General features: G+C 72.4%; 21 protein-coding genes and 1 tRNA gene. 9 read left to right on the forward strand and 13 right to left on the reverse strand.

What is annotated here, in order from left to right:
• Positions 1 to 16 precede the first annotated feature (16 nt).
• Positions 17 to 820: a protein-L-isoaspartate(D-aspartate) O-methyltransferase gene (locus tag HHL10_RS10530; protein WP_169160326.1), complete on the reverse strand. Its 804-nt coding sequence runs from the start codon at positions 818 to 820 to the stop codon at positions 17 to 19.
• Positions 817 to 1,569: a 5'/3'-nucleotidase SurE gene (gene surE, locus HHL10_RS10535; protein ID WP_169160327.1), complete on the reverse strand. Its 753-nt coding sequence runs from the start codon at positions 1,567 to 1,569 to the stop codon at positions 817 to 819. Before surE ends, HHL10_RS10530 begins: the two co-directional genes overlap by 4 nt.
• A 183-nt stretch (positions 1,570 to 1,752) precedes the next feature.
• On the opposite strand from surE, the gene HHL10_RS10540 reads away from it, so the two are divergent.
• Positions 1,753 to 2,376, forward strand: a complete 624-nt coding sequence (locus HHL10_RS10540; protein ID WP_169160328.1) for a response regulator — start codon at positions 1,753 to 1,755, stop codon at positions 2,374 to 2,376.
• A 27-nt stretch (positions 2,377 to 2,403) separates the two neighbouring features.
• On the opposite strand, the gene HHL10_RS10545 is transcribed toward HHL10_RS10540, so the two are convergent.
• Together HHL10_RS10545 and norR are read right to left on the reverse strand one after the other, a co-directional pair.
• Entirely contained in the window at positions 2,404 to 2,775 is a 372-nt protein-coding gene (locus tag HHL10_RS10545; protein ID WP_169160329.1) for a hypothetical protein, read from the reverse strand.
• Positions 2,776 to 2,785: 10 nt separating this feature from the next.
• Positions 2,786 to 4,360 carry a nitric oxide reductase transcriptional regulator NorR gene (gene norR / locus HHL10_RS10550; RefSeq protein ID WP_169160330.1) on the reverse strand — a complete coding sequence of 525 codons (1,575 nt, stop codon included), beginning with the start codon at positions 4,358 to 4,360 and terminating at the stop codon, positions 2,786 to 2,788.
• A 152-nt stretch (positions 4,361 to 4,512) separates the two neighbouring features.
• On the opposite strand from norR, the gene hmpA reads away from it, so the two are divergent.
• The 3 genes from hmpA (at position 4,513) to HHL10_RS10565 (ending at position 7,321) form a co-directional block, all read left to right on the forward strand.
• The gene (gene hmpA / locus HHL10_RS10555; RefSeq protein ID WP_169160331.1) at positions 4,513 to 5,700 is read left to right on the forward strand and encodes an NO-inducible flavohemoprotein; all 1,188 of its coding nucleotides are present in this window, start codon (positions 4,513 to 4,515) and stop codon (positions 5,698 to 5,700) included.
• Positions 5,701 to 6,030: 330 nt separating this feature from the next.
• The gene (locus tag HHL10_RS10560; RefSeq protein WP_235971294.1) at positions 6,031 to 7,164 is read left to right on the forward strand and encodes an HPP family protein; all 1,134 of its coding nucleotides are present in this window, start codon (positions 6,031 to 6,033) and stop codon (positions 7,162 to 7,164) included.
• Between the two features lie 72 nt (positions 7,165 to 7,236).
• Positions 7,237 to 7,321: transfer RNA gene (locus tag HHL10_RS10565), tRNA-Leu, on the forward strand.
• Positions 7,322 to 7,375: 54 nt separating this feature from the next.
• Here the strand turns inward: HHL10_RS10565 and HHL10_RS10570 are convergent.
• From HHL10_RS10570 to HHL10_RS10610, 9 genes are all read right to left on the reverse strand, one after another.
• Entirely contained in the window at positions 7,376 to 8,665 is a 1,290-nt protein-coding gene (locus tag HHL10_RS10570) for an adenylate/guanylate cyclase domain-containing protein (protein ID WP_169160333.1), read from the reverse strand.
• Between the two features lie 65 nt (positions 8,666 to 8,730).
• Entirely contained in the window at positions 8,731 to 9,099 is a 369-nt protein-coding gene (locus tag HHL10_RS10575; protein WP_169160334.1) for a BufA1 family periplasmic bufferin-type metallophore, read from the reverse strand.
• Positions 9,096 to 10,064, reverse strand: a complete 969-nt coding sequence (locus HHL10_RS10580) for a YeeE/YedE thiosulfate transporter family protein (RefSeq protein WP_169160335.1) — start codon at positions 10,062 to 10,064, stop codon at positions 9,096 to 9,098. The genes HHL10_RS10575 and HHL10_RS10580 overlap by 4 nt, the downstream gene beginning before the upstream one ends.
• Positions 10,065 to 10,368: 304 nt before the next feature.
• The gene (locus HHL10_RS10585) at positions 10,369 to 11,424 is read right to left on the reverse strand and encodes a patatin-like phospholipase family protein (protein WP_169160530.1); all 1,056 of its coding nucleotides are present in this window, start codon (positions 11,422 to 11,424) and stop codon (positions 10,369 to 10,371) included.
• A 159-nt stretch (positions 11,425 to 11,583) separates the two neighbouring features.
• On the reverse strand, positions 11,584 to 12,366 hold the full coding sequence (locus HHL10_RS10590; protein ID WP_310734578.1) for a 3-hydroxybutyrate dehydrogenase: 783 nt from the start codon (positions 12,364 to 12,366) through the stop codon (positions 11,584 to 11,586).
• A gap of 26 nt (positions 12,367 to 12,392) precedes the next feature.
• Entirely contained in the window at positions 12,393 to 12,881 is a 489-nt protein-coding gene (locus tag HHL10_RS10595) for a DoxX family protein (protein ID WP_169160337.1), read from the reverse strand.
• 176 nt (positions 12,882 to 13,057) lie between these two features.
• Complete coding sequence (locus HHL10_RS10600; RefSeq protein WP_169160338.1) at positions 13,058 to 13,381, reverse strand: BufA1 family periplasmic bufferin-type metallophore; 324 nt, start codon at positions 13,379 to 13,381, stop codon at positions 13,058 to 13,060.
• Positions 13,382 to 13,534: 153 nt separating this feature from the next.
• Positions 13,535 to 14,059 (reverse strand): hypothetical protein, encoded by a 525-nt coding sequence (locus tag HHL10_RS10605; protein ID WP_169160339.1) that lies wholly within the window; start codon positions 14,057 to 14,059, stop codon positions 13,535 to 13,537.
• Between the two features lie 67 nt (positions 14,060 to 14,126).
• The gene (locus HHL10_RS10610; protein WP_235971298.1) at positions 14,127 to 14,612 is read right to left on the reverse strand and encodes a cupin domain-containing protein; all 486 of its coding nucleotides are present in this window, start codon (positions 14,610 to 14,612) and stop codon (positions 14,127 to 14,129) included.
• A gap of 221 nt (positions 14,613 to 14,833) precedes the next feature.
• Here HHL10_RS10610 and bufB point away from each other — a divergent pair, with 221 nt between their 5' ends.
• From bufB to HHL10_RS10635, 5 genes are read left to right on the forward strand one after another with little or no spacing between them, the layout of a single operon-like run.
• Positions 14,834 to 15,694 carry an MNIO family bufferin maturase gene (gene bufB / locus HHL10_RS10615; RefSeq protein WP_169160341.1) on the forward strand — a complete coding sequence of 287 codons (861 nt, stop codon included), beginning with the start codon at positions 14,834 to 14,836 and terminating at the stop codon, positions 15,692 to 15,694.
• A complete protein-coding gene (locus tag HHL10_RS10620) occupies positions 15,678 to 16,463 on the forward strand; it encodes an HvfC/BufC N-terminal domain-containing protein (RefSeq protein WP_169160342.1) in 786 nt (261 codons plus the stop codon). The genes bufB and HHL10_RS10620 overlap by 17 nt, the downstream gene beginning before the upstream one ends.
• A complete protein-coding gene (locus HHL10_RS10625) occupies positions 16,460 to 17,167 on the forward strand; it encodes a winged helix-turn-helix domain-containing protein (protein ID WP_169160343.1) in 708 nt (235 codons plus the stop codon). Before HHL10_RS10620 ends, HHL10_RS10625 begins: the two co-directional genes overlap by 4 nt.
• Complete coding sequence (locus tag HHL10_RS10630) at positions 17,164 to 18,360, forward strand: sensor histidine kinase (protein ID WP_205832993.1); 1,197 nt, start codon at positions 17,164 to 17,166, stop codon at positions 18,358 to 18,360. Before HHL10_RS10625 ends, HHL10_RS10630 begins: the two co-directional genes overlap by 4 nt.
• Positions 18,357 to 19,502, forward strand: coding sequence for a PAS domain-containing protein (locus HHL10_RS10635; RefSeq protein WP_169160344.1), 1,146 nt, complete (start codon positions 18,357 to 18,359; stop codon positions 19,500 to 19,502). Before HHL10_RS10630 ends, HHL10_RS10635 begins: the two co-directional genes overlap by 4 nt.
• Positions 19,503 to 19,549 lie beyond the last annotated feature (47 nt).

Consider the following 19,549-nt stretch of genomic DNA (forward strand, 5'->3'; position numbering starts at 1 on the left):
CAAAACGACCCTCCGTTCAACCAAGCCCCGATTTTAGGGGCACGAAATGCACGGCCTCGTGGACCCGACGCACCCAGTCGGTCTCGGTACGGTCCACGACCATCAGCACCTGGCCACCGCTCTCACCCGCATGCAGCGGCGCCACCAGCCGCGCCCCGGGCGCCATCTGGTCCAGCCAGGACTGCGGCAGGGCCTCGCCGCCGGCGGCGGCAATCACGGTGTCGTAAGGGGCATTGGGCGCATGACCGAGGCGCCCATCGCCCCACACCAGGCGCAGGTTCGAGCGGCGCAGCGGCTGCAGCAGGGTGCGCGCGCGCTCGTGCAGCGGCCGCAGCCGCTCCACCGAGACGACCTGCGTGCCCAGCACGCCCAGCAGCGCGGCCTGGTAGCCGCTGCCCGTGCCGATCTCCAGCACGCGGCCCAGCGAGCCGCGCTGCTGCGCCGAGCGGCCCTCGAACAACAGCGCCAGCATGCGCGCCACCACCGAGGGCTTGGAAATCGTCTGGCCATGGCCGATGGGCAGCGCCGTGTCCTCATAGGCCTGGACCACCAGCGCCGCGTCGACGAAATGGTGGCGCGGCACCTGCTCCAGCGCCTGCAGCACCGGCTCGCAGTGCAGTCCCTGCGCGCGCAGGCGCTGCACCATGCGCGCGCGCACGGCCCCGGAGTCCAGCCCCAGACCGCTGGGCGCGCTGTGCCGGCGCGCATCGGCGGCGGCTTCCTGCACCGGGCGTTGCGGGCGCTGCGTGGCGCCCGGGGCCTGCGCGCCCGGGGCGACCCGGTCAAGGCCGATCGGGAAGCGCGGCGCCCGCGGCTTCATGACAGGCGCTGCAGCGCCGCGCGCCAGGCCGGCAGCGTGGCATGCGCGGTCAGGTCCACCTGCAGCGGCGTGATCGACACGCAGCCGCTGGCCGTGGCGTGGAAGTCGGTGCCCTCGCCCGCCTCGCGCGCGTCGCCCGCGGGGCCGATCCAGTAGATCGGCTCGCCGCGCGGATTGGTCTGGCGGATCACGGGCTCGCTGGCATGGCGCCGCCCCAGCCGCGTCACGATCCGCGGCAGCCGTTCGGCCTCGGGATGGTTGGGAATGTTGACGTTGAGCAGCCACGGCCCGGTGGGCGGCGGCTGGCACAGCACCTCGTCCACGACCGCGCGCGCCACGCGGGCCGCGCTCTCCAGGTGGTGCCAGCCGCGCTCGGTCTGCGAGAAGGCAATGGACGGGATGCCGAACAGGTAGCCTTCCATCGCCGCGGCCACCGTGCCGGAGTACAGCGTGTCGTCGCCCATGTTGGCGCCGTTGTTGATGCCCGAGAGCACCAGGTCCGGCCGCTGCGGCAGCAGCCCGGTGAGTGCCACGTGCACGCAGTCCGAGGGCGTGCCGTTGACGACGTTGAAGCCGTTACCGGCCTTGAACACCGACAGCGGGCGGTGCAGGCTCAGCGAGTTGGAGGTGCCGCTGGCGTTCTGCTCGGGGGCGATCACGTCGATCTCGCCGAGGTCCTGCATGGCTGCCACCAGGGCGGCCAGTCCAGGCGCGAGATAGCCATCGTCATTGGCGATCAGGATGCGCATTGATGCTTTCTGGGTTGGGGCCTCGGCGGGCCTGATGAGGCCGCCCGGGGCGGGCGCAGCCGGCCGAAGCCGGCGCAAGGTTAGCGGGTGTGAGGATAATTTCAATATCACACCGGCCGCATTTTGTTCATGCCCGAACCCGCACGGCCGGCACCGCGGCATCGCTTGGGAGGACACGCTGCCATGACCGTCAAGGTCCTGATCCTGGAAGGCAACCCGGTCGCGCGCGGCTTCCTGGGCCGCGTCGTGCGCGAGAGCTTCAGCGATGCGATCAGCATCACCGAGGCCGGCGACACGCAGGGCGCGCGGCGCCAGATCGCACAGGCCGGCCCCGATCCTTTCCGGCTGGTGCTCATCGACCTGGAGCTGCCCGACGGCCAGGCGCTGGAGCTGCTGGCCGAGCTGGCCGGCCAGCCGGCGCTGTGCCTCGTGACCACGCTGTACGCCGACGACGAGCACCTCTTTCCCGCGCTGCAACGCGGCGCCGACGGCTACCTGTTCAAGGAAGACCGCTTCGAGCTGCTGGTGGAGGCGCTGCAGCGCACGGTGCGCGGCCAGCCGCCGCTGTCGCCGGCCATCGCGCGGCGGCTGCTGTCGCATTTCCGCGCCGGCGCGTTCGCCGCGGGGCCGAGCCGGCCACCGGCCTGGCCCAATGAGCCGCCACAGCTCACGCCCCGCGAAAACGAAGTCCTCACCTTCCTGAGCAAGGGCTTCACGATCAAGGAGATCGCCGGGCTGCTGCGGCTCGACTGGTCCAGCGTCAACGACCAGATCCTGGCCATCTACCGCAAGCTCAAGCCCGGCTGAGCCGAGCGGCCACCCCGCGCAGCCTGCTCACTCCTCCACCGCGTCCAGCACCAGCGACACGCGCTGCACGCCCTGCACGGCGGTGGTGGCCAGCAGCCGCAGCGGGCGCCCCGGCGGCAGCCGCAGGCTGAAGCGGTAATCCAGCGAGTCGCTGCCTTCGGCGCTGTCCACGCGGCGCGACCAGCGCAGCGCGCCGTCCACCGACACGCGCAGCTCGTGCCAGGCCTCGGCCGCGTCCGCGCGCCGGCGCACGGCGAAGCGGCAGTCCAGCTCGAAGTGACGTTCGCGCAGCGCGTCGGCCGGAATGTCCAGCCGCGCCACGTCGGCGCTGCCCGCGTCCAGGGTCCAGCGCTCGCGCGGTCCCTGCGCGCCCTGTCGGATGCTGTGTTCTTTGCCCATCCGCGCGAGCTTAGCCAAGCCCGCGCCGGCGCTCGGCGGCCAGGCCGAGTCGCCGCGCCAGCCGGTGGAAATTGCTGCGGTCCATGCCCGCCTCGCGCGCCGCGGCCGCCAGCGAGCCGCCATGGCGCGCCAGCACCGCCCTGATCCACTCGCGCTGGAAGCGCTCGGTGGCCTCGCGCAGGGTGAGCCCGCCTTCCACTGCCTCGCCGGACGGGGCTTCAGGCACCGCGACGCTCGCGCCTGCAGCCCCCACCGGCAAGTGGGAGGTCCCGGCGCGTGACGGCGTGGCCGCCTCACCCAGCAGGTGCCGCGGCTCGACGGCGATCCAGCGTCCCTTGCCCGGCTCGGCGCGCGCCCGCAGCGCGGCGCGGCTGACCAGGTGCTCCAGCTCGCGCACATTGCCCGGCCAGGGCTGCTGCAGCAGCAGCGCCTTGCTCGCCGGCGACAGGCGCAGGTTGCGCGCGCCCAGGCGGTGCTGGTTCTCCTCCATGAAACCCTCGGCCAGCGCCAGCACGTCGCGCCCGCGCTGGCGCAGCGGCGGCACATGCAGCGGGTACACCGACAAGCGGTGGTAGAGGTCGGCCCGGAAGCGCCCGGCCGCGACCTCGGCCGCCAGGTCGCGGTTGGTGGCCGCGATCACGCGCACGTCCACGTGGATGAGCTCGTCGCTGCCCGGGCGCTGCACCTCGCCGCTCTGCAGCACGCGCAGCAGCTTGGCCTGCACCGGCAGCGACAGCTCGCCCACCTCGTCCAGGAACAGCGTGCCGCCGTCGGCCAGCTGGAAACGCCCGGCTCGGGCCTGCGTGGCGCCGGTGAAGGCGCCGCGGCGATGGCCGAACAGCTCGCTGTCCGCCAGGCTCTCGGGCAGCGCCGCGCAGTTCACCTGCACCAGCGCCCGTTCCCGGCGCAGCGATCGCGCGTGCAGCCGTTGCGCCACCAGCTCCTTGCCCACGCCGGTCTCGCCCAGGATCAGCACCGTCAGCTCCGTGGGTGCGACGGTGTCGATCTCGCGCCGCAGCCGCTGCATGGCCGGGCTGCGCCCCAGCAGCTCGCGCGGCGGCTGCGCCCCGGTCTGCAGCTCGCGCGCCAGTTCGTGCTCGCGCTCGGCACGGTCGGCCAGCTCGCGAATGGTGTGCGCCGCCGCGACACCCTGCTCCACCAGGCGCGCCAGGGCCGGCAGCTGCTCCTGCACGGCCTCGAAGCGCCCGGGCTGCAGCGCGTCCAGCGTCAGCAGGCCCCAGGGACGCCCGTGCAGCGCCAGCGGCGCGCCCATGCAGTCGTGCACCGGCAGGATCTCGGGCTGGTGCGCCACCAGACCGTCATAGGGATCGGGCAGCGCGCAATCCGCCGGCAGCCGCCGGCCCTGCGGGCTGCGCAGCAGCAACGCCAGCCGCGGATGCGCCTCGACAAGAAAGCGCCGCCCCAGCGCCTCCTCGCTCAGCCCCTGCACCGCCACCGGCACCAGCACCTCGCCGTCCAGCCGCAGCAGCGCCGCGGCGTCGGCATGCGCCATGCCCCGTACCGCGGACAGCAGCTCCGCGTAGTGCCCGGCTTCCGGCGCCACCTGATGCTCTGAGGTTTCCATGACCACATTGTTGTCCGTTTGACTACCACATATCGTGGTCAAGACGACAACAGCCCCACTCGACTTGTTCTGAATCAAGCACTTGGCGCGTCCCGTAGGGCTGGCCCGAGTCTTGATATCAGGCAAGCCATCCAAGTCCAGGAGAACCCGACATGCTGTCGCCCAAGACGATCGAGATCGTGAAGGCCACCGTTCCCGTGCTGCAGCAGCACGGCGAGGCGATCACCCGTCACTTCTATCCGCTGATGTTCCGCGAGCGGCCGGAGGTGAAGGCTTTCTTCAACGAGGCGCACCAGGCCCACGGCTCGCAGCCGCGCGCGCTGGCGCATGCGGTGCTGGCCTACGCCGCCAACATCGACCGGCTGCAGGAGCTGGCCGGCGAGCTGCCGCGCATCATCCACAAGCACGTGGCGCTGGGCGTGCAGCCGCAGCACTACCCCATCGTCGGCGAGTACCTGCTGCGCGCCATCCGCGAGGTGCTGGGCGCGGCGGCCACCGACGAGGTCATCAACGCCTGGGGCGAGGCCTACGGCCTGCTGGCCAAGGTGCTGATCGACGCCGAGGAGCAGGTCTACGCCGAGAACGCCGGACGCCCCGGCGGCTGGCGCGGCGCGCGCACCTTCCGCGTCGTGCGCCGCGAGGTGGAGAGCGAGCTGATCACCTCCTTCTACCTGGCGCCGGCCGACGGCGGCACGCTGCCCGCGTACCGCCCCGGCCAGTACCTGACGCTGCTGCTGGACATCGACGGCCAGCCCACGCGGCGCAACTACTCGCTGTCCGGCGCGCCGGGCCAGGACAACTGGCGCATCAGCGTCAAGCGCGAGCCCGGCGGCAAGGTCTCGAACTGGCTGCACGACCATGCCCAGGTCGGCACCGAGCTGCAGGTGCTGCAGCCCGCGGGCGACTTCACCCTGGACGAGGAGGAGTCCCACCGGCCGCTGCTGCTGATCACGGGCGGCGTGGGCATCACGCCGGCGATGAGCATGCTGGAGACCCTGGCCGACACCGGCCGGCCCATCCACTTCCTGCATGCCGCGCGCCATGGCGGCGTGCATGCCTTCCGCGAGCGCGTGCAGGCGCTGGCGACGCAGCATCCCAACGTGCAGGCCTTCTTCCTGTACGACGAGCCGCGCGCAGGCGACAAGCCGCACGGCGTGGGCCGCCTCACGCCCGAGGTGCTGGCGCAGCACCTGCCCGCCGACCGCGACGTGGACCTGTACTTCCTGGGCCCGAAGCCGTTCATGCAGAGCGTGCGCAAGCACGCGCTGGCCCTGGGCGTGCACCCCGAGCGGCTGCGCTGGGAGTTCTTCGGCCCGCTGGAGGCGCTGGACGCGGCCTGACGCCGCGCCGTACCCAGGCCCGGCCGGGCCGCCCGCAGATTTCCACTGCGGGAGTGAAAGTGCGCGAGAGGCTTCTCGCTCATCTTCACTCCGGCGGTGCAGATGAAGGTTTCACCCGGCCGGGCCGCCTTTCGGCACGGGCTGCGGGTCTTCCCGCAAGGCTCGGCCATGAGCGCGGTCTGAACCAAGGCGTGGGCACTTGCCCCGACCTTGGAGCCCCTACGGGCGGTGGGTCTAGCCGCCAGCGCCCAGACTCCCGCCCTTTCCCTCTTCTCATCCTTGCGCTTGATGCTGTTGGCCTCGCGTCTGAAACACCTGCTGCCGCCGCGCATGGACGTGGCATTCACGGAACGGTTGCGCGCCGCCGGCGGTGGGCTGGCCGGCATCCTGATGACGGCCTTGCTGGCGCGCTCGCTGCTGAACGCCGGCCAGCCCGCGCTCATCGCGCCGATGGGCGCCTCGGCCGTGCTGCTGTTCGCGCTGCCGGCCAGCCCGCTGGCCCAGCCCTGGTCGGTGCTGGGCGGCAACATGGTCTCGGCCACGGTCGGCATGGCTTGCGCGCTGGCGCTGGGCAACACGCCGCTCGGCGCCGCGCTGGCCCTGGGGCTGGCGCTGCTGGCCATGTTCGCGCTGCGCTGCCTGCATCCCCCGGGCGGGGCCATTGCGCTCACCGCGGTGCTGGGCGGCCCGGCCCTGCACGCCCAGGGCTTTCACTTCGTGCTGGCGCCGGTGGGGGTGAACACGGCGCTGATGCTGGTGGCGGCGGTGCTCTACAACCGGGCCACCGGCCGCGACTACCCGCACCGCGTCGCGCCGGCGGTGAGCCACGGCACCAAGGACCCCGCGCCCAACCAGCGCCTGGGCTTCACGCACGAGGACCTGGACGCCGTGCTGCACCGCTACGGCCAGGTGCTGGACGTGGACCGCGAAGACCTGGAAAGCCTGCTGCACCAGGCCGAGATGGAGGCCTACCGGCGCCGCTTCGGCGTGATCCGCTGCGGCGACATCATGTCGCGCGACGTGGTGACGCTGGAGTTCGGCACGCCGCTGCAGGAGGCCTGGAACCTGCTGCGGCGCCACCGCGTCAAGGCGCTGCCGGTGATCGACCGCGCCCGGCGCGTGATCGGCATCGTCACGCTGGTGGACTTCATGAAGCACGCGGGGCTGGACCGCCATGAGGGCTGGGCGCGCCAGCTGCGCGACTTCCTGCGACCCGACGGCCTGGTGCACGGCACCAAGCCCGAGGTGGTGGGCCAGATCATGACCACCGGCGTGCACACGGCCACCGCGGACACGCACATCGTCGAGCTCGTGCCGCTGCTGTCGGACCTGGGGCTGCACCACATCCCCATCGTCGACGCCGAGTACCGCCTGGTCGGCATGGTCACGCAGTCGGACCTGGTCGCCGCGCTCTACCGCGGGCGCCTGGACGAGGCCACCGGCTTCGAAAAAGCAGTTGCCTGAGAAAAAAACGATAGAAACGCTTGACAGCTGCTGAAAATGCTTTAAACTGCGCAGCTTCTGAGACGAACACCTGCCCAGGTGGCGGAATTGGTAGACGCACTAGTTTCAGGTACTAGCGGGTAACTCCGTGGAGGTTCGAGTCCTCTCCTGGGCACCAAAAAGAAAAGCCGGCCATGTGCCGGCTTTTCCCATTTCTGGGCCCAGTTCAGCTTCACTGCCCCGGCCGGCCGGCCAAGACCGCCAGATTCATCAGCTCTGCGGCGCCTACCACGCCCACCTGCCCGCACAGCGCCTTCTCGCCTTCGTAGCCCTGCGCGCGCGCCTGCTCGTAGGCCTGTTGCGTGGCCAGCGCCCGCGTGCCCTGCGCCTTGTTGTGCTTCTCCAGCTTGGCCGCGAGGTTCACCGCGTCGCCGATGACGGTGTATTCCAGGTGCCGGCCGTCGCCGACGATGCCGAACACCACCTCGCCCGTGGCCAGCCCCGCGCCCACGTCCGGCGCCGCCAGACCGGCCCGGGTGCGCGCCGCGCGCCAGCCGTCCACCGCCCGCACGATCTCGTCCACCGCGCGCAGCGCCCGCGCGGCGTAGACGGCGTCGGGCGCCACGGCGCCGAAGCTGGCCAGGATGCCGTCGCCCAGGTACTTGTCGATGCTGCCGCCATGGCGCCGCACGATGGGCACCACCAGGCGCTGGTATTCGCCCAGCAGCGCGATCACGCCCTCCGGGCCCAGGCGGGCGGCGGCCGGCGTGAAGCCGCGCAGGTCCAGGAACAGGATCGCCACCTGGCGCCGCTCGCCCTGCCCCGCGCTCAGCGCCGCCTCCGAGGCCGTGATGCGCCGCGCCACCGCGGCGTCGAAGAAGAGGGACAGGTCCGCCACCGCGTGCTGCTGCGCCAGCGCCCGCCGCAGCAGCGAGCGCGCGCGGGCCAGGGCCAGCGTCAGCGTGGCGGTGAACAGGGCCAGCGCCAGCAGCCGCTGCGCCTCGGCGCCGAAGTGGATCTGGAAGGAGCGCAGCGCGGTGACGTAGTCCCAGGTCAGCGGATTGGAAGGCGCGCGCCACAGCGACCAGCCCAGCAGCGCGACCCAACCCAGCAGCGCCGTGCCCCCCGACACCGCCACCCACAGCGGCTCGAAGCGCAGCGCGCGCAGCCCGATCAGCACGAAGACGTAGACGAAGGCCGGGCCCTTGAGCGCGAACTGCGGCGGCTGCTCGTACTGCAGGTGCAGCAGCGCCAGCGTGCCGATGAGCACCGCCATCTCCGCCACCACGCCGGCAGCCAGCAGCGCGGGGCCGAGCTGGCCGGTCCAGGCGGCGTAGAGGCGCAGCAGCACCAGCAGCGCGAACAGGCTCAGGCCCAGCGGCACGGCCTGCACCGGCGCATCGGGCGCGAAGTCCGGCGGCGTGGCCGCCACGCCCAGCGCCAGCCCCGCGGCCAGCAGCAGCTGCACGCCCGCCACCAGCAGCTCGGCGCGGAACTGCTCCGCCTGCAGCGCCTGCCGCACCCGCGGCGGCAGCGCCGCGCCGCAGGCATTGAGCAGCAGCCAGGAGCGCTAGGACGACGCGCCCATCACGCGCCCCCGCCGGCGATGCGCTCGCAGGTGCCCGCGGGCAGGCTGATCCACTCCTCGGCGCCGCGGTCCTCACGGGCCTGGCCGGCGCAGGCGTGGCGGCTGGTGCCGCAGTCGTTGCGCCCGGCGCGCACGACGCCGTGGCAGCGCTCGCGCTCCAGGGCGAACTGGGCACCGGGCGCGCTGAGCACATGGGTGTAGCGCTGCACCGCCGCCGCGGCCGCGATCAGCGCGCCGCCGAGCACCAGCGCGTTGCCCAGCGCCGTGGCCCGGCCCGGGGCGATGCGCAGCGGCGGCACCGCCGCCTCGTCGTCCGCACCGTCGTGGCCGGGTGGCAGGCCCGCCGCGGAGTGAATGTCCGCGCTCATTGCCATCCCCTGCGTGCCGCCGGCGCGCGCAGCCCGGCCGCCAAGCGCATCGCGGCGGCGATGGAGAGGCACATCACCGTGAAGGCCAGCCAGGCGTGCGGGTGAAACAGCGGCAGCCCGACCAGCACCAGGGCGTCGTTGGAGCCCGGGATCAGCAGGCTGCCCGCGGCCATGAGCGCGCCGCCGACCAGGCTGCGCGCCCACTGCGCCGGCGTGGGCCATTCGCTCCTGAGCCGCCCGGCCGTCCAGCCGCCCAGCAGCGCCCCGCCCAGCAGCGCGGCCAGCAGCGCCAGCGGCAGCGCCGGCTGCGCCGCCATGCGCCGCGCCAGCGCGGCCAGCAGGTCCGTGTAGGCCCAGGCGCCGGCCATGAGCCAGCTCAGCAGGAACGTGAGGCCGATCACGGCGGTGGCCGCATGCGGTGCCCACACCCGCGCCGCGAGCGAGCGCCCCCCGCCACCGCGCAGGCCGCGCACCAGGCGCCAGGCGGCGAACAGCACGAAGGCCGCAGCCAGCGGCGCCTGGGGCAAGCCGCCGGACTGGGCCGACGGCTGGACGGCCGGTGCCGCGCCCAGCACCTGGATGCCCAGGCAGCCCAGAAAGAACCCGGCCGGCACGGCGGCCTGCGCCCACTGCCCCGAGCCCAGGCGCGCGATGGCGCCGAAGACGCAGGCGCCGTTGATCCACGCGCCCAGCCCCAGCAGCACCGCGCCCAGCACGGTGTGCAGGCCCGGCGGCTGCGGCGCCGGCATGGCGCGGGTCCAGCCCAGCGCCTGCGCCAGCGCCAGCCCGCCGGCCACCCAGAGAGCAGCCTCGCCCATGGCGCGCAGCCGCCGGGTGCTGCGCTGGCGCAGGATTTCCTCCACGGCCGCGACGGTGCAGGTGCCGCCGCGCTGAATGGCAAAGCCCATGAGGGCGACGGCGCCTAGGACGGTCGCCAGGGCGAAGGGGGTGAGTGAGGGTTCCATGGAGGGCTCCTTGAATCTCGATGCTCCGGAGCGGAAGGCCGCGAGCTGCTGGCCGTGAGTGGGACGTCTCGCTCACCACTTCGCCGTCCCACGCATGCGAAGTGCTGTCCGGGAAAGTTGCTGGACGTTGGCCGTGAGCTGGTGTGTTGAGCGCCCCACTTCGTCATTCCCGCGCCGGCGGGAATGACGAAGTAGAAGGCGGAACAGCTCCGCCTCCGGGCCACCGCGAAGCCGCTGCGTTCTGCGGACAGTGATTGGTGCCGAACCCGTGACGCCCTCGCTCAGCCCCCGGCCCGCCCTCGCCTCACAAGAACTCCCCCCGGATGTCCACGCTCGACCTCACCCCCAGCGCGTCGAAGTGCTGCTCCAGCCAGCGCCCCGCGTGCGCGCGGCCCGCGTCGCGCAGCTCGGTGAGAAAACCCCAGTCGCAATTGAGCTTGCTGGCGGCGCTGTAGCCGCTCATTACGTCGTCGGCGCGGAGGGAGTGGATGAGCATGTGCTTGAACTCGTCGCCGGAGAGCTTGCCGCGCTCGATCAGCGCGGTGACGAAGGCGATGGCGCGCATCTCGCGCATCAGCGAGGAGTTGAAGCTGACCTCGTTGAGCCGGTTCAGGATCTCGCCGGCGCTGCGCGGCACGCCGCGGCGCACGATCGGGTTGAGGTGCACGATCAGCACGTCGCGCGCATTGCAGTCGTAGATCAGCGGGTAGATGGCCGGGTTGCCCATGTAGCCGCCATCCCAGTAGGGCTCGCCGTCGATCATCACCGACTGGAACAGGAAGGGCAGGCAGGCCGAGGCCAACACCGCGTCGGCGTTGACGTCGGCGCAGCTGAAGATGCGCACCTTGCAGGTCTGCACGTTGGTGGCGCACAGGAACAGCTTCACCGCCGACTCGCGCCGCAGCCGCTCGAAGTCCACATGCGCCTCCAGCACCTGGCGCAGCGGGTTGAGGTTCAGCGGATTGAGCTGGTACGGCGAGAACACCCGCGTCAGGAACTCCATCCACAGGTGGGCCGGCGATTGCTCCAGCAGGTGCTGCTGGAACCAGCCGGCCCAGGGCAGTGCCCGGTACGGGTTCCACTGCTGGCCGGCCTCGCTCACCGCGCGCCAGAAGGCTGCCAGCGCCTCGCGCGCGCCGTCGGGGCCGCCCACGGTCCAGCCATGGGCCAGCACCGCGGCGTTCATGGCGCCGGCGCTGGTGGCGCTGATGCCTTCGAAGCGGATACGGCCGTCCTCGATCAGCCGGTCCAGCACGCCCCAGGCGAAGGCGCCATGCGCGCCCCCGCCCTGCAGGGCCAGGTTGACCGTCTTCACTTCGGGCCGCAGGGCCGCGCGCCGGCGGCCGGGTTGCACGCGCATGTCCATGACTTCTCCTCGATCGCTGCGTGGTTCGCTGCGTGGTGTCCTGGGCTTCATGGCTTTCCGCTCCGCGTGACTCCGTTCAGGCCGGGTCCATCTTCGGGCCCGGCCGGCAGGAGGTGTGTGGCTGACGGAAACCGATGGATGCCCTCGCGTCGCTCAGTGCTGGGTCCAGCCGCCGTCCATGGGGATGGCGGTGGCGGTCATGGAGGAGGCGGCGTCGGAGGCCAGGAACACCGCCAGCGCGGCCAGCTCCTCCACGCGCACGAACTCCTTGCGCGCCTGGTGCACCAGCATCACGTCGCGCACCACGGCCTCGGGCGCGATGCCATGCGCCCTGGCCTGGTCGGCGATCTGCCGCTCCACCAGCGGCGTCTTCACGTAGCCCGGGCACAGCGTGTTGGCGGTGATGCCGAACTCCGCCAGCTCCACCGCCACGCAGCGCGTCAGCCCCACCAGGCCATGCTTGGCCGCCACGTAGGCCGACTTGAAGGGCGAGGCCGTGAGCCCGTGCGCCGAGGCGACATTGAGGATGCGGCCGAAGCGCCGCGCCTTCATGCCCGGCACCACGGCCTGGACCAGCACGAAGGCGGCCGTGAGGTTGATGGCCAGCACGGCGTCCCAGCGCTCCTGCGGGAACGCCTCCACCGGCGCCACATGCTGGATGCCGGCGTTGTTGACCACGATGTCCACTTGGCCGAAGGCGGTGGCGGCCAGCGCGGCCATGTCGCGGATCTGGTCCGGGCGGCGCATGTCGGCGCCATGAAAGCGCACCTTGACGCCGTACTCGCGCTGCAGCTCGGCGCGGGTGAACTCGATCTCGTCGGCCTGGCCCAGGCCGTTGAGCATCACGTCGGCGCCCTGCGCGGCGAAGGCGCGGGCGATGCCCAGCCCGATGCCGCTGGTGGAGCCGGTGACGATGGCGCTCTTGTGGGCAAGCAGCATGGTGGTGTCCTCGCAAGGGTGTGTCATGGCCGCACGCGGCGGCCGATGAGCCGGTCCAGCGACAGCGCGCCCGGGCCGTGCGTGAGCGTCACCAGCAGCAGCAGGCCCCAGGTCTGGTGATCCTTCAGGCCCACGGCGCCGAGGTCCGGGTAGGAGATGACGGCCACGACGTTGAAGACGAAGAGCACGAAGGCCGCCAGGCGCGTGCCCAGGCCCAGCACCAGCAGCACCGGGAAGAACAGCTCCACGCCCGTGCCCAGCAGCGCCGCCAGCTCCGGCGGCAGCAGCGGCACGGCGTACTCGTTCTCGAACAGCGCCAAGGTCGAGTCCCAGCTGGCGAGCTTGGTCAGGCCGGACTGGAAGAACACGGCCGCGACGAACAGGCGCAGCCCCAGGTCCACCAGCGGCGAGAGCAGGTCCAGGCCGCGCACCAGGCGCCGGCCCAGGTCCACTGCCCCGCGCACGGCCGGGGGCGCGGCAGGAAGGTTGAGAGGGTTGTTGACGTAATGCATGTTGAATGCTCCTGAGATGGCGCAACAAGGGCGGCACGAGGACGCAGCTCCGGTGATCGAAGCCGCTGCGCCGCCTTCCCCTCGCCCGCGAAGCGGGCGAGGGGAAGCTGGCGGCGTATGCGCTTCGCGGCTGCAGGAAGAGGCCGGCGGGCTTTGCGCTTCGCGGCTGAGGCGCCTCACCCCGCCTTCTTGCCGTCCTTCATCAGCGCCGCCGCGCCGCCGTGCACGTTCTCCGGCTTGTCGGTGACCATGCCGCCGGCGATGCGCTCGCAGGTGCCCTTGGGCACGTAGATCCAGGCTTCAGAGTCGCGGTCCATGGCGGCGGTGCCGGCGCAGGCGCTCTTGCTGGTGCCGCAGTCGTTCTTGCCGGCCTTGACGATGCCGGCGCATTTCTCCATGTCGCCCTTGGCCGCCAGCGCCGGGCCGCTGCCCAGCGACCCGCCCAGCGCCACCAGCGTGGCAATCGAGGCGGCAACGAGGGTCTTGGATGGGGTGCTCATGTCGTGCTCCTTGGAATGAAGTGAGGAAGTGAGGGGTCGGGGGCCAGGGCGTCCCGGTTGCGGCTGCAACCTCGATCGCGCCGTGAATCCAGTCTGGTTGCCAGGGTTCACGCGGCCGTTTCGTGAAGTTCACGTTTTGGTCACGGCGCCGGCTCAGGCCGCCGCCAGCGCCTCGAAGCGCTGCACGTACTCGCGCAGCACGCGCGCCGCGCTCAGCGCCTCTTCCGAGGCCAGGTGCTGCGCCGCGCCGCACAGGCGCGCCAGCGCGCCTTCGAGCTCGTAGTCCACCGCCTCCAGGTCGGGCGTGTCGCGGCCGTCGTAGGCGGCCTGCGCCGCGGGCTGGGCCATGGCCTGCGCGGACAGGTCCAGGAAGAAGCGCCGGTTCGGATGCGCCACCCGGTACAGCAGCCGGCCCGCGGCGTAGACACAGGCGTCGCCCGCGGGGCCGCAGACCACCACCGTGTCCGCCTCCACCATGCGCACCTGGGCCTGCACGCCCAGCAGCGCCGCGGGCCAGAACTGGCCGAACAGGACGACGTTGCACTCGTCCTCCTGCGGCCGGCGCGGCGCCGAGGCGCCCTCCCCGGCCGACAGGCTGTCGTCCACGCCTTCGAGGTCGGTGGCCAGCGCCGAGGCGAGCGCCAGCGAGAGGTTCCGGGCGGGATGGCGGATGTTCATGGCGGTCTCCGTGAAGGGACGCTTCCTTCCCCGGCGCGGACGTCACGGCCCGCGCCGCGGCTGCGGGTCACATGTCGTGGGGTTGCTGGGGCTTGTCCACGGGGAACAGGTCCACCGAGATCAGCACCGCCGGCGTGGCGCCGGTGTTCTTCCACCAGTGCGAGGTGCCGTTGCGCTCGGCCGCGACGTCGCCGGCGCGGTGCACGATGGGCACGGCGCAGCTGCTGGCGTACTCGGTGACCTCGCCCGAGACGGTGTAGATCATGGCCGGGCGGTGGTCGTGGCTGTGCCACGGGACGATGCCGCCGGGCTGGATGTCGAGCTGGCGCAGCCGGAACTGCCGGCCCTGCAGCGCCAGCGGCTCGCGCGACAGGTCCGTCATGGCGCGCACCACGTCGGTGACGCCCTGCGGCATGGTCGGGCCCATGGCCTGGCCGCGGCCGTCCGGGACGCGCTTGTCGGCCGGGCATTCGCCGGCCAGGGCCACACCGGCGGCCAGCGTGGCGACGGCGGCGAAGGCGGCGCTGCGCCAGGGAGAGATCGTGCGGTTCATTGCTGCGTGCTCCATCGAAGGGGTTCCATGGACCGGCCCTGTTCGAGCCGCCCGCAGACAAATTTCGGCGCCGGCCGTCACCGCGCCGTCCCGCGTTGATCACGTTTTGGTCACACCGCCCGACGGGCGCCAAAGATCACATTTCGATCACGGCGGCGGCGCCGCGGACAGTGCCGCCTAGACTTTCCGCACGCCCTGCCGCCAGGGCCGAGGAGCGCGCCATGCACGCCGTCAGTCCATCGCTGCCGCCCCGCTGCACCGGCATCGGCCTGCGCGCCGAGCACCATGCGGCGCTGCCGCAAGTGCAATCCCTGCCGGGCTTCGTGGAGGTGCACAGCGAGAACTACTTCGGCCGCGGCGGCCCGCCCCTGCACTGGCTGCGCCGCGCGCGCGAGCACTGCGCGCTGAGCCTGCACGGCGTGGCCCTGTCCATCGGCTCCGCCGACCCGCTGCGCCGCGACCACCTGCGCCGCCTGCGCGAGCTGATCGACGAGCTGCAGCCGGCGCTGGTGTCCGAGCACCTGAGCTGGAGCGGCGTGGACGGCGTCTACGCCAACGACCTGCTGCCGCTGCCGCACACCCGCGAGGCGCTGGCCCACGTGGTGGCGCGCGTGCAGCAGGTGCAGGACGCGCTGGGCCGGCAGCTGCTGCTGGAAAACCTCTCCAGCTACCTGCGCTTCGACGCCGACGAGATGCCGGAATGGGATTTCGTCGCCGAAGTGGCGCGCCGCAGCGGCTGCGGCCTGCTGCTGGACGTGAACAACCTGTACGTGGGCGCGCGCAACCATGGCTTCGATCCCATCGAGTACCTGGATGCTTTGCCGGCGAGCGCGGTGCAGGAAATCCACCTCGCCGGCTTCACGCACCGCCGCTTCGACGATGGTTCCGAGATCCTGATCGACACCCACAGCCGCCACGTCAGCGAGGCGGTGTGGGCGCTGTACCGGGAGGCGCTGCGCCGCCTGGGCCCGCGCCCCACGCTCATCGAGTGGGACGCGGACATCCCGCCGCTTTCCACGCTGCTGGACGAGGCCGCCCGGGCCGCCGCGCTGATGGAGGCTACCGATGCCTGCCCTGCATGAGCTGCAACGCCAAGTGATGGACGCGCTGCTGCAGCGCGGCGATGCCGGCGCCGCCACGGCGCTGCTGCGGCCCACGCCGGGGCTGGACGCGGCGCGGCGGCTGCAGCTCTACCGCAACAACCTGTTCGAAAGCCTCACGGCGGCCCTGGCCGCCGTGTACCCGGTGGTACAGGAGCTGGTGGGCGAGGATTTCTTCAGGGCCATGGCGCGGCGTTTCATCCCGCGGTTCCCCTCGCGCTCGGGCAACCTGCACGACTTCGGCGCCGAGCTGCCGGACTTCCTTCGTGGCTTCGGGCCGGCGGCCGGCCTGCCCTACCTGCCGGACGTGGCGGCGCTGGAATGGGCGGCTCATGCCGTCTATCACGAGGCGCCCGTGCCGGCGCTCACGCTCGCGCAGCTCGCCGCGCTGCCGGCCGAAGCCCAAGCCGCGTTGCGGCTGCAACTGCAGCCCTGCGCGCGGCTGCTGGCCTCGGGTTGGCCGGTGCTGGACCTGTGGCAGGCGCACCAGGGCGGCGCGGTGGTGATGGAAAGCATTGACCTGCACGGTGGCGTGCGGCTGCTGGTGGCGCAGCGGGCGCTGGAGGTCGAGTTTCAGCGGCTCGACGCCGGCGAATACCGCTGGCTGCGGGCGCTGGAGGACGGCGAGCCGCTGACCGAAGCCTGCGCGCGGGCGCTGGAGGCGGATGCCGGTTTCGATCTCGCCACGGTGCTGGCGCGGCACTTGGCCTTGGAAAACTTTCGCGCCCTGGATCGAGGAGACCCGCCATGAACACCCGCCGCGTGCTGGTGATCGAGGACGACCCGGACATCGGCCGCCTCGTGACGCTGCAGCTGGCCGAGCTGGGCTTCGAGCACCGGCTGGTGGCCGACGGCGTGCAGGGCCTGGCCGAGGCCGAGGGCGGGCGCTGGGACCTGCTGATCCTGGACCTGATGCTGCCGCGCCTGGACGGGCTGCAGATCTGCAAGCGCCTGCGCAGCCGCGGCGAGGCCTACCTGCCCATCCTCATGCTCACCGCCAAGTCCTCCGAGCTGGACCGCGTGCTGGGCCTGGAGCTCGGCGCCGATGACTACCTGGTGAAGCCGTTCTCGATGCTGGAGCTGGCGGCGCGGGTGAAGGCGATCCTGCGCCGGCAGGAGCATTTCGAGGCCGCCGCCGCGCCGGCGGCGGCGCTGATCGAGGCCGGCGAGCTACGCATCGACCTGGACCGCCACGAGGTGCAGGTGGGCGGCAAGCCGGTGGACCTCACCGCCAAGGAGTTCGAGCTGCTGGTGCACTTCGCGCGCGCGCCGGGGCGCGTGTTCACGCGCGCGCAGCTGCTGGACCAGGTCTGGGGCTACACCCACAGCGGCTACGAGCACACCGTCAACTCGCACATCAACCGGCTGCGCAACAAGATCGAGCGCGACCCGGCGCAGCCCTCGCACATCCAGACCGTGTGGGGCGTGGGCTACCGCTTCGCGGCGCAGCCATGAGCACGGCCCTGCACCAGGCGGACGGGCACGCCCGCGCGCCCGTGAGCAACAGCCTGTCGGTGAAGCTGGCCGCATTGCTGGCCGCCGCCTTCCTGGCCGTGGGCGGGCTGCTGGTGGTGGCGACGCAGGCCATGTTCGAGCCGGCGCGGCTTCTGGAGCTGTCCACCGACGTGATGATCGGCAGCGTGGTGTTCTCGCTGCTGGCGGCGCTGTGCGTGTTCAACCTGTTCACGCGCCGGCTCAAGCGCCTGACCGAGGCGGTGGACGCCTACCAGCATGGCGATTTCAAAACCCCGCTGCGGCTGGCCGAGGCCGACCCGCGCGGCGACGAGATCGAACGGCTGGCGGCGCATGTGGAGGGCATGACGGGGCGCATCGCCACGCAGCTGGCGGAGCTGGAGCGGTTGGCGACGCGGCGGCGCGACCTGCTGGCCAACGTCTCGCACGACCTGCGCACGCCGCTGGCCTCGATGCAGGGCTACCTGGAGATCCTGCTGCTGCGCCGCGGCGAGCTGTCCGAGGCCGAGGAGCGCAACTACCTCGAAGTCGCGGCCAAGCACAGCGAGCGGCTGGGCCGGCTGGTCAACGACCTGTTCCAGCTCACCAAGCTGGAAGCCGAGGACGTGCAGCCGCAGCGCGAGCGCTTTCCGCTGGCCGAGCTGGTGCAGGACGTGGCGCAGAAGTTCGCGCTGGACGCCGCGCAGCGCCGGCTCACGCTGCACGCCGCCTGCGGCGCCGCCATGCCGCTGGTGGAGGCCGACATCGGCATGGTCGAGCGCGTGCTGGAGAACCTGGTGGAGAACGCCCTGCGCCACACGCCCGAAGGAGGCTGCGTGACGCTGGCGCTGGGCCTGGCGCAGGGGCGCGCCAGCGTGGCCGTGAGCGACACCGGCGTGGGCATCCCGGCCGACGAGTTGGACAAGGTGTTCGACCGCTTCTACCGCGCCGACCGCACCGGCGCGCGGCACCACGCCGGGCTGGGCCTGGCCATCGCGCGGCTGATGGTGCAGTTGCACGGCGGGCAGCTCGTGGTGCGCAGCACGCCGGGCCAGGGCACCACCTTCAGCTTCGACCTGCCGCTGGCCGAAACCCGGCCGGCGGGCACTGCGGCGCTGCACAACGAGCAGGGACACAACGCGACACAAAGCGGCCTCCGGCCCGAGGGTGCGGGCGACACACTCGCCGCGCCATGAACGCTCACACCCCGAGCCGGCACTTCTGGGTGCTGGGCCTGCTGCTGGTCCTGGCCGCAACGCTGGGCGGGCTGGCGCTGCAGCCGGGCCCCGCCGCGCTGGCGCCGGCGCTGGGGTGCGCGCTGCTGCTGGCCGCCTTGCTGCTGCGCCGGGCGCGCCGGCACGAGCAGATGCTGCAGATGCGCCTGGTCGAGCAGGCGCAGCGCGTGGGCGCGCTGCAGCAGGCGCTGGAAGTGGCGCAGGCCCAGCGCGGCGAGGCGATGGCGGCGGTGCGCGCGGGGGAGCAGCGCTACGAGCTGGCGCTGCGCGGCAGCCAGGACGGGCTGTGGGAATGGGACATCGCCGCCGACCGCATGCGGCTGTCGCCGCGCTGGAAAAGCATGCTGGGCTTCGCCGAGCATGAGCTGGGCGAGGCGCGCGCGCAGTGGCGCGAGCGCATCCACCCGCAGGACCTGCCCGCGCTGGAGCAGGCGCTGCAGCGGCACCTGGCCGACGCGCAGGCGCGCTTCCAGTGCGAGCTGCGCCTGCTGCACAAGGACGGCAGCCTGCGCTGGGTGCTGTCGCGCGGCGTGGCGCTGCGCCATGCCAGCGGCACGCCCTACCGCATGGTCGGCCTGGACACCGACGTCACGCCGCTCAAGCGCGTCGAGACCATCCTCGATGCCGTGGCGCGCGGCACCGCCGATGCCTTCGGCGAGGCCTTCTTCAAGGCGCTGGTGCGCCACTTCGCGCGGGCGCTGGAGGTGGACTGCGCCTTCATCACCGAGTGTGCCGACCAGCCGCCCACGCGCGTGCGCACCCTGGCCTTCTGGGCCGGGCAGCGCTGGCAGGACAACATCGAGTACGGCCTGCCCGGCACGCCCTGCGAGCAGGTCGTGGGCGGCGGGCGCACCTGCTTCCTGCGCAGCGACGTGCAACGCCTGTATCCGGTGGAATCCGGCTACGAGGCTTACCTGGGCCTGCCGATCGTGGCGCAGGACGGCCGGGTGCTGGGCCACCTGGCCTTCCTGGACCGCGAGCCGCGCGGGGAGGAGCTGCTGCTGGAGTCGGTCTACCGCATCTTCACGGCGCGGGCCGCCATCGAGCTGGAGCTGCGCGAGGCGCGGCAGCGGCTGCGCGCCATCGAGGCGGCGGGCTCTTGAAACGCCGGCATGCGGCCTGCTGAGGCTGCGGCCCTCGCCCGGCCGAC

Origin of the sequence: Azohydromonas caseinilytica (genome assembly GCF_012927045.1) — a bacterium.
GTDB classification, from domain to species: domain Bacteria; phylum Pseudomonadota; class Gammaproteobacteria; order Burkholderiales; family Burkholderiaceae_C; genus Azohydromonas; species Azohydromonas caseinilytica.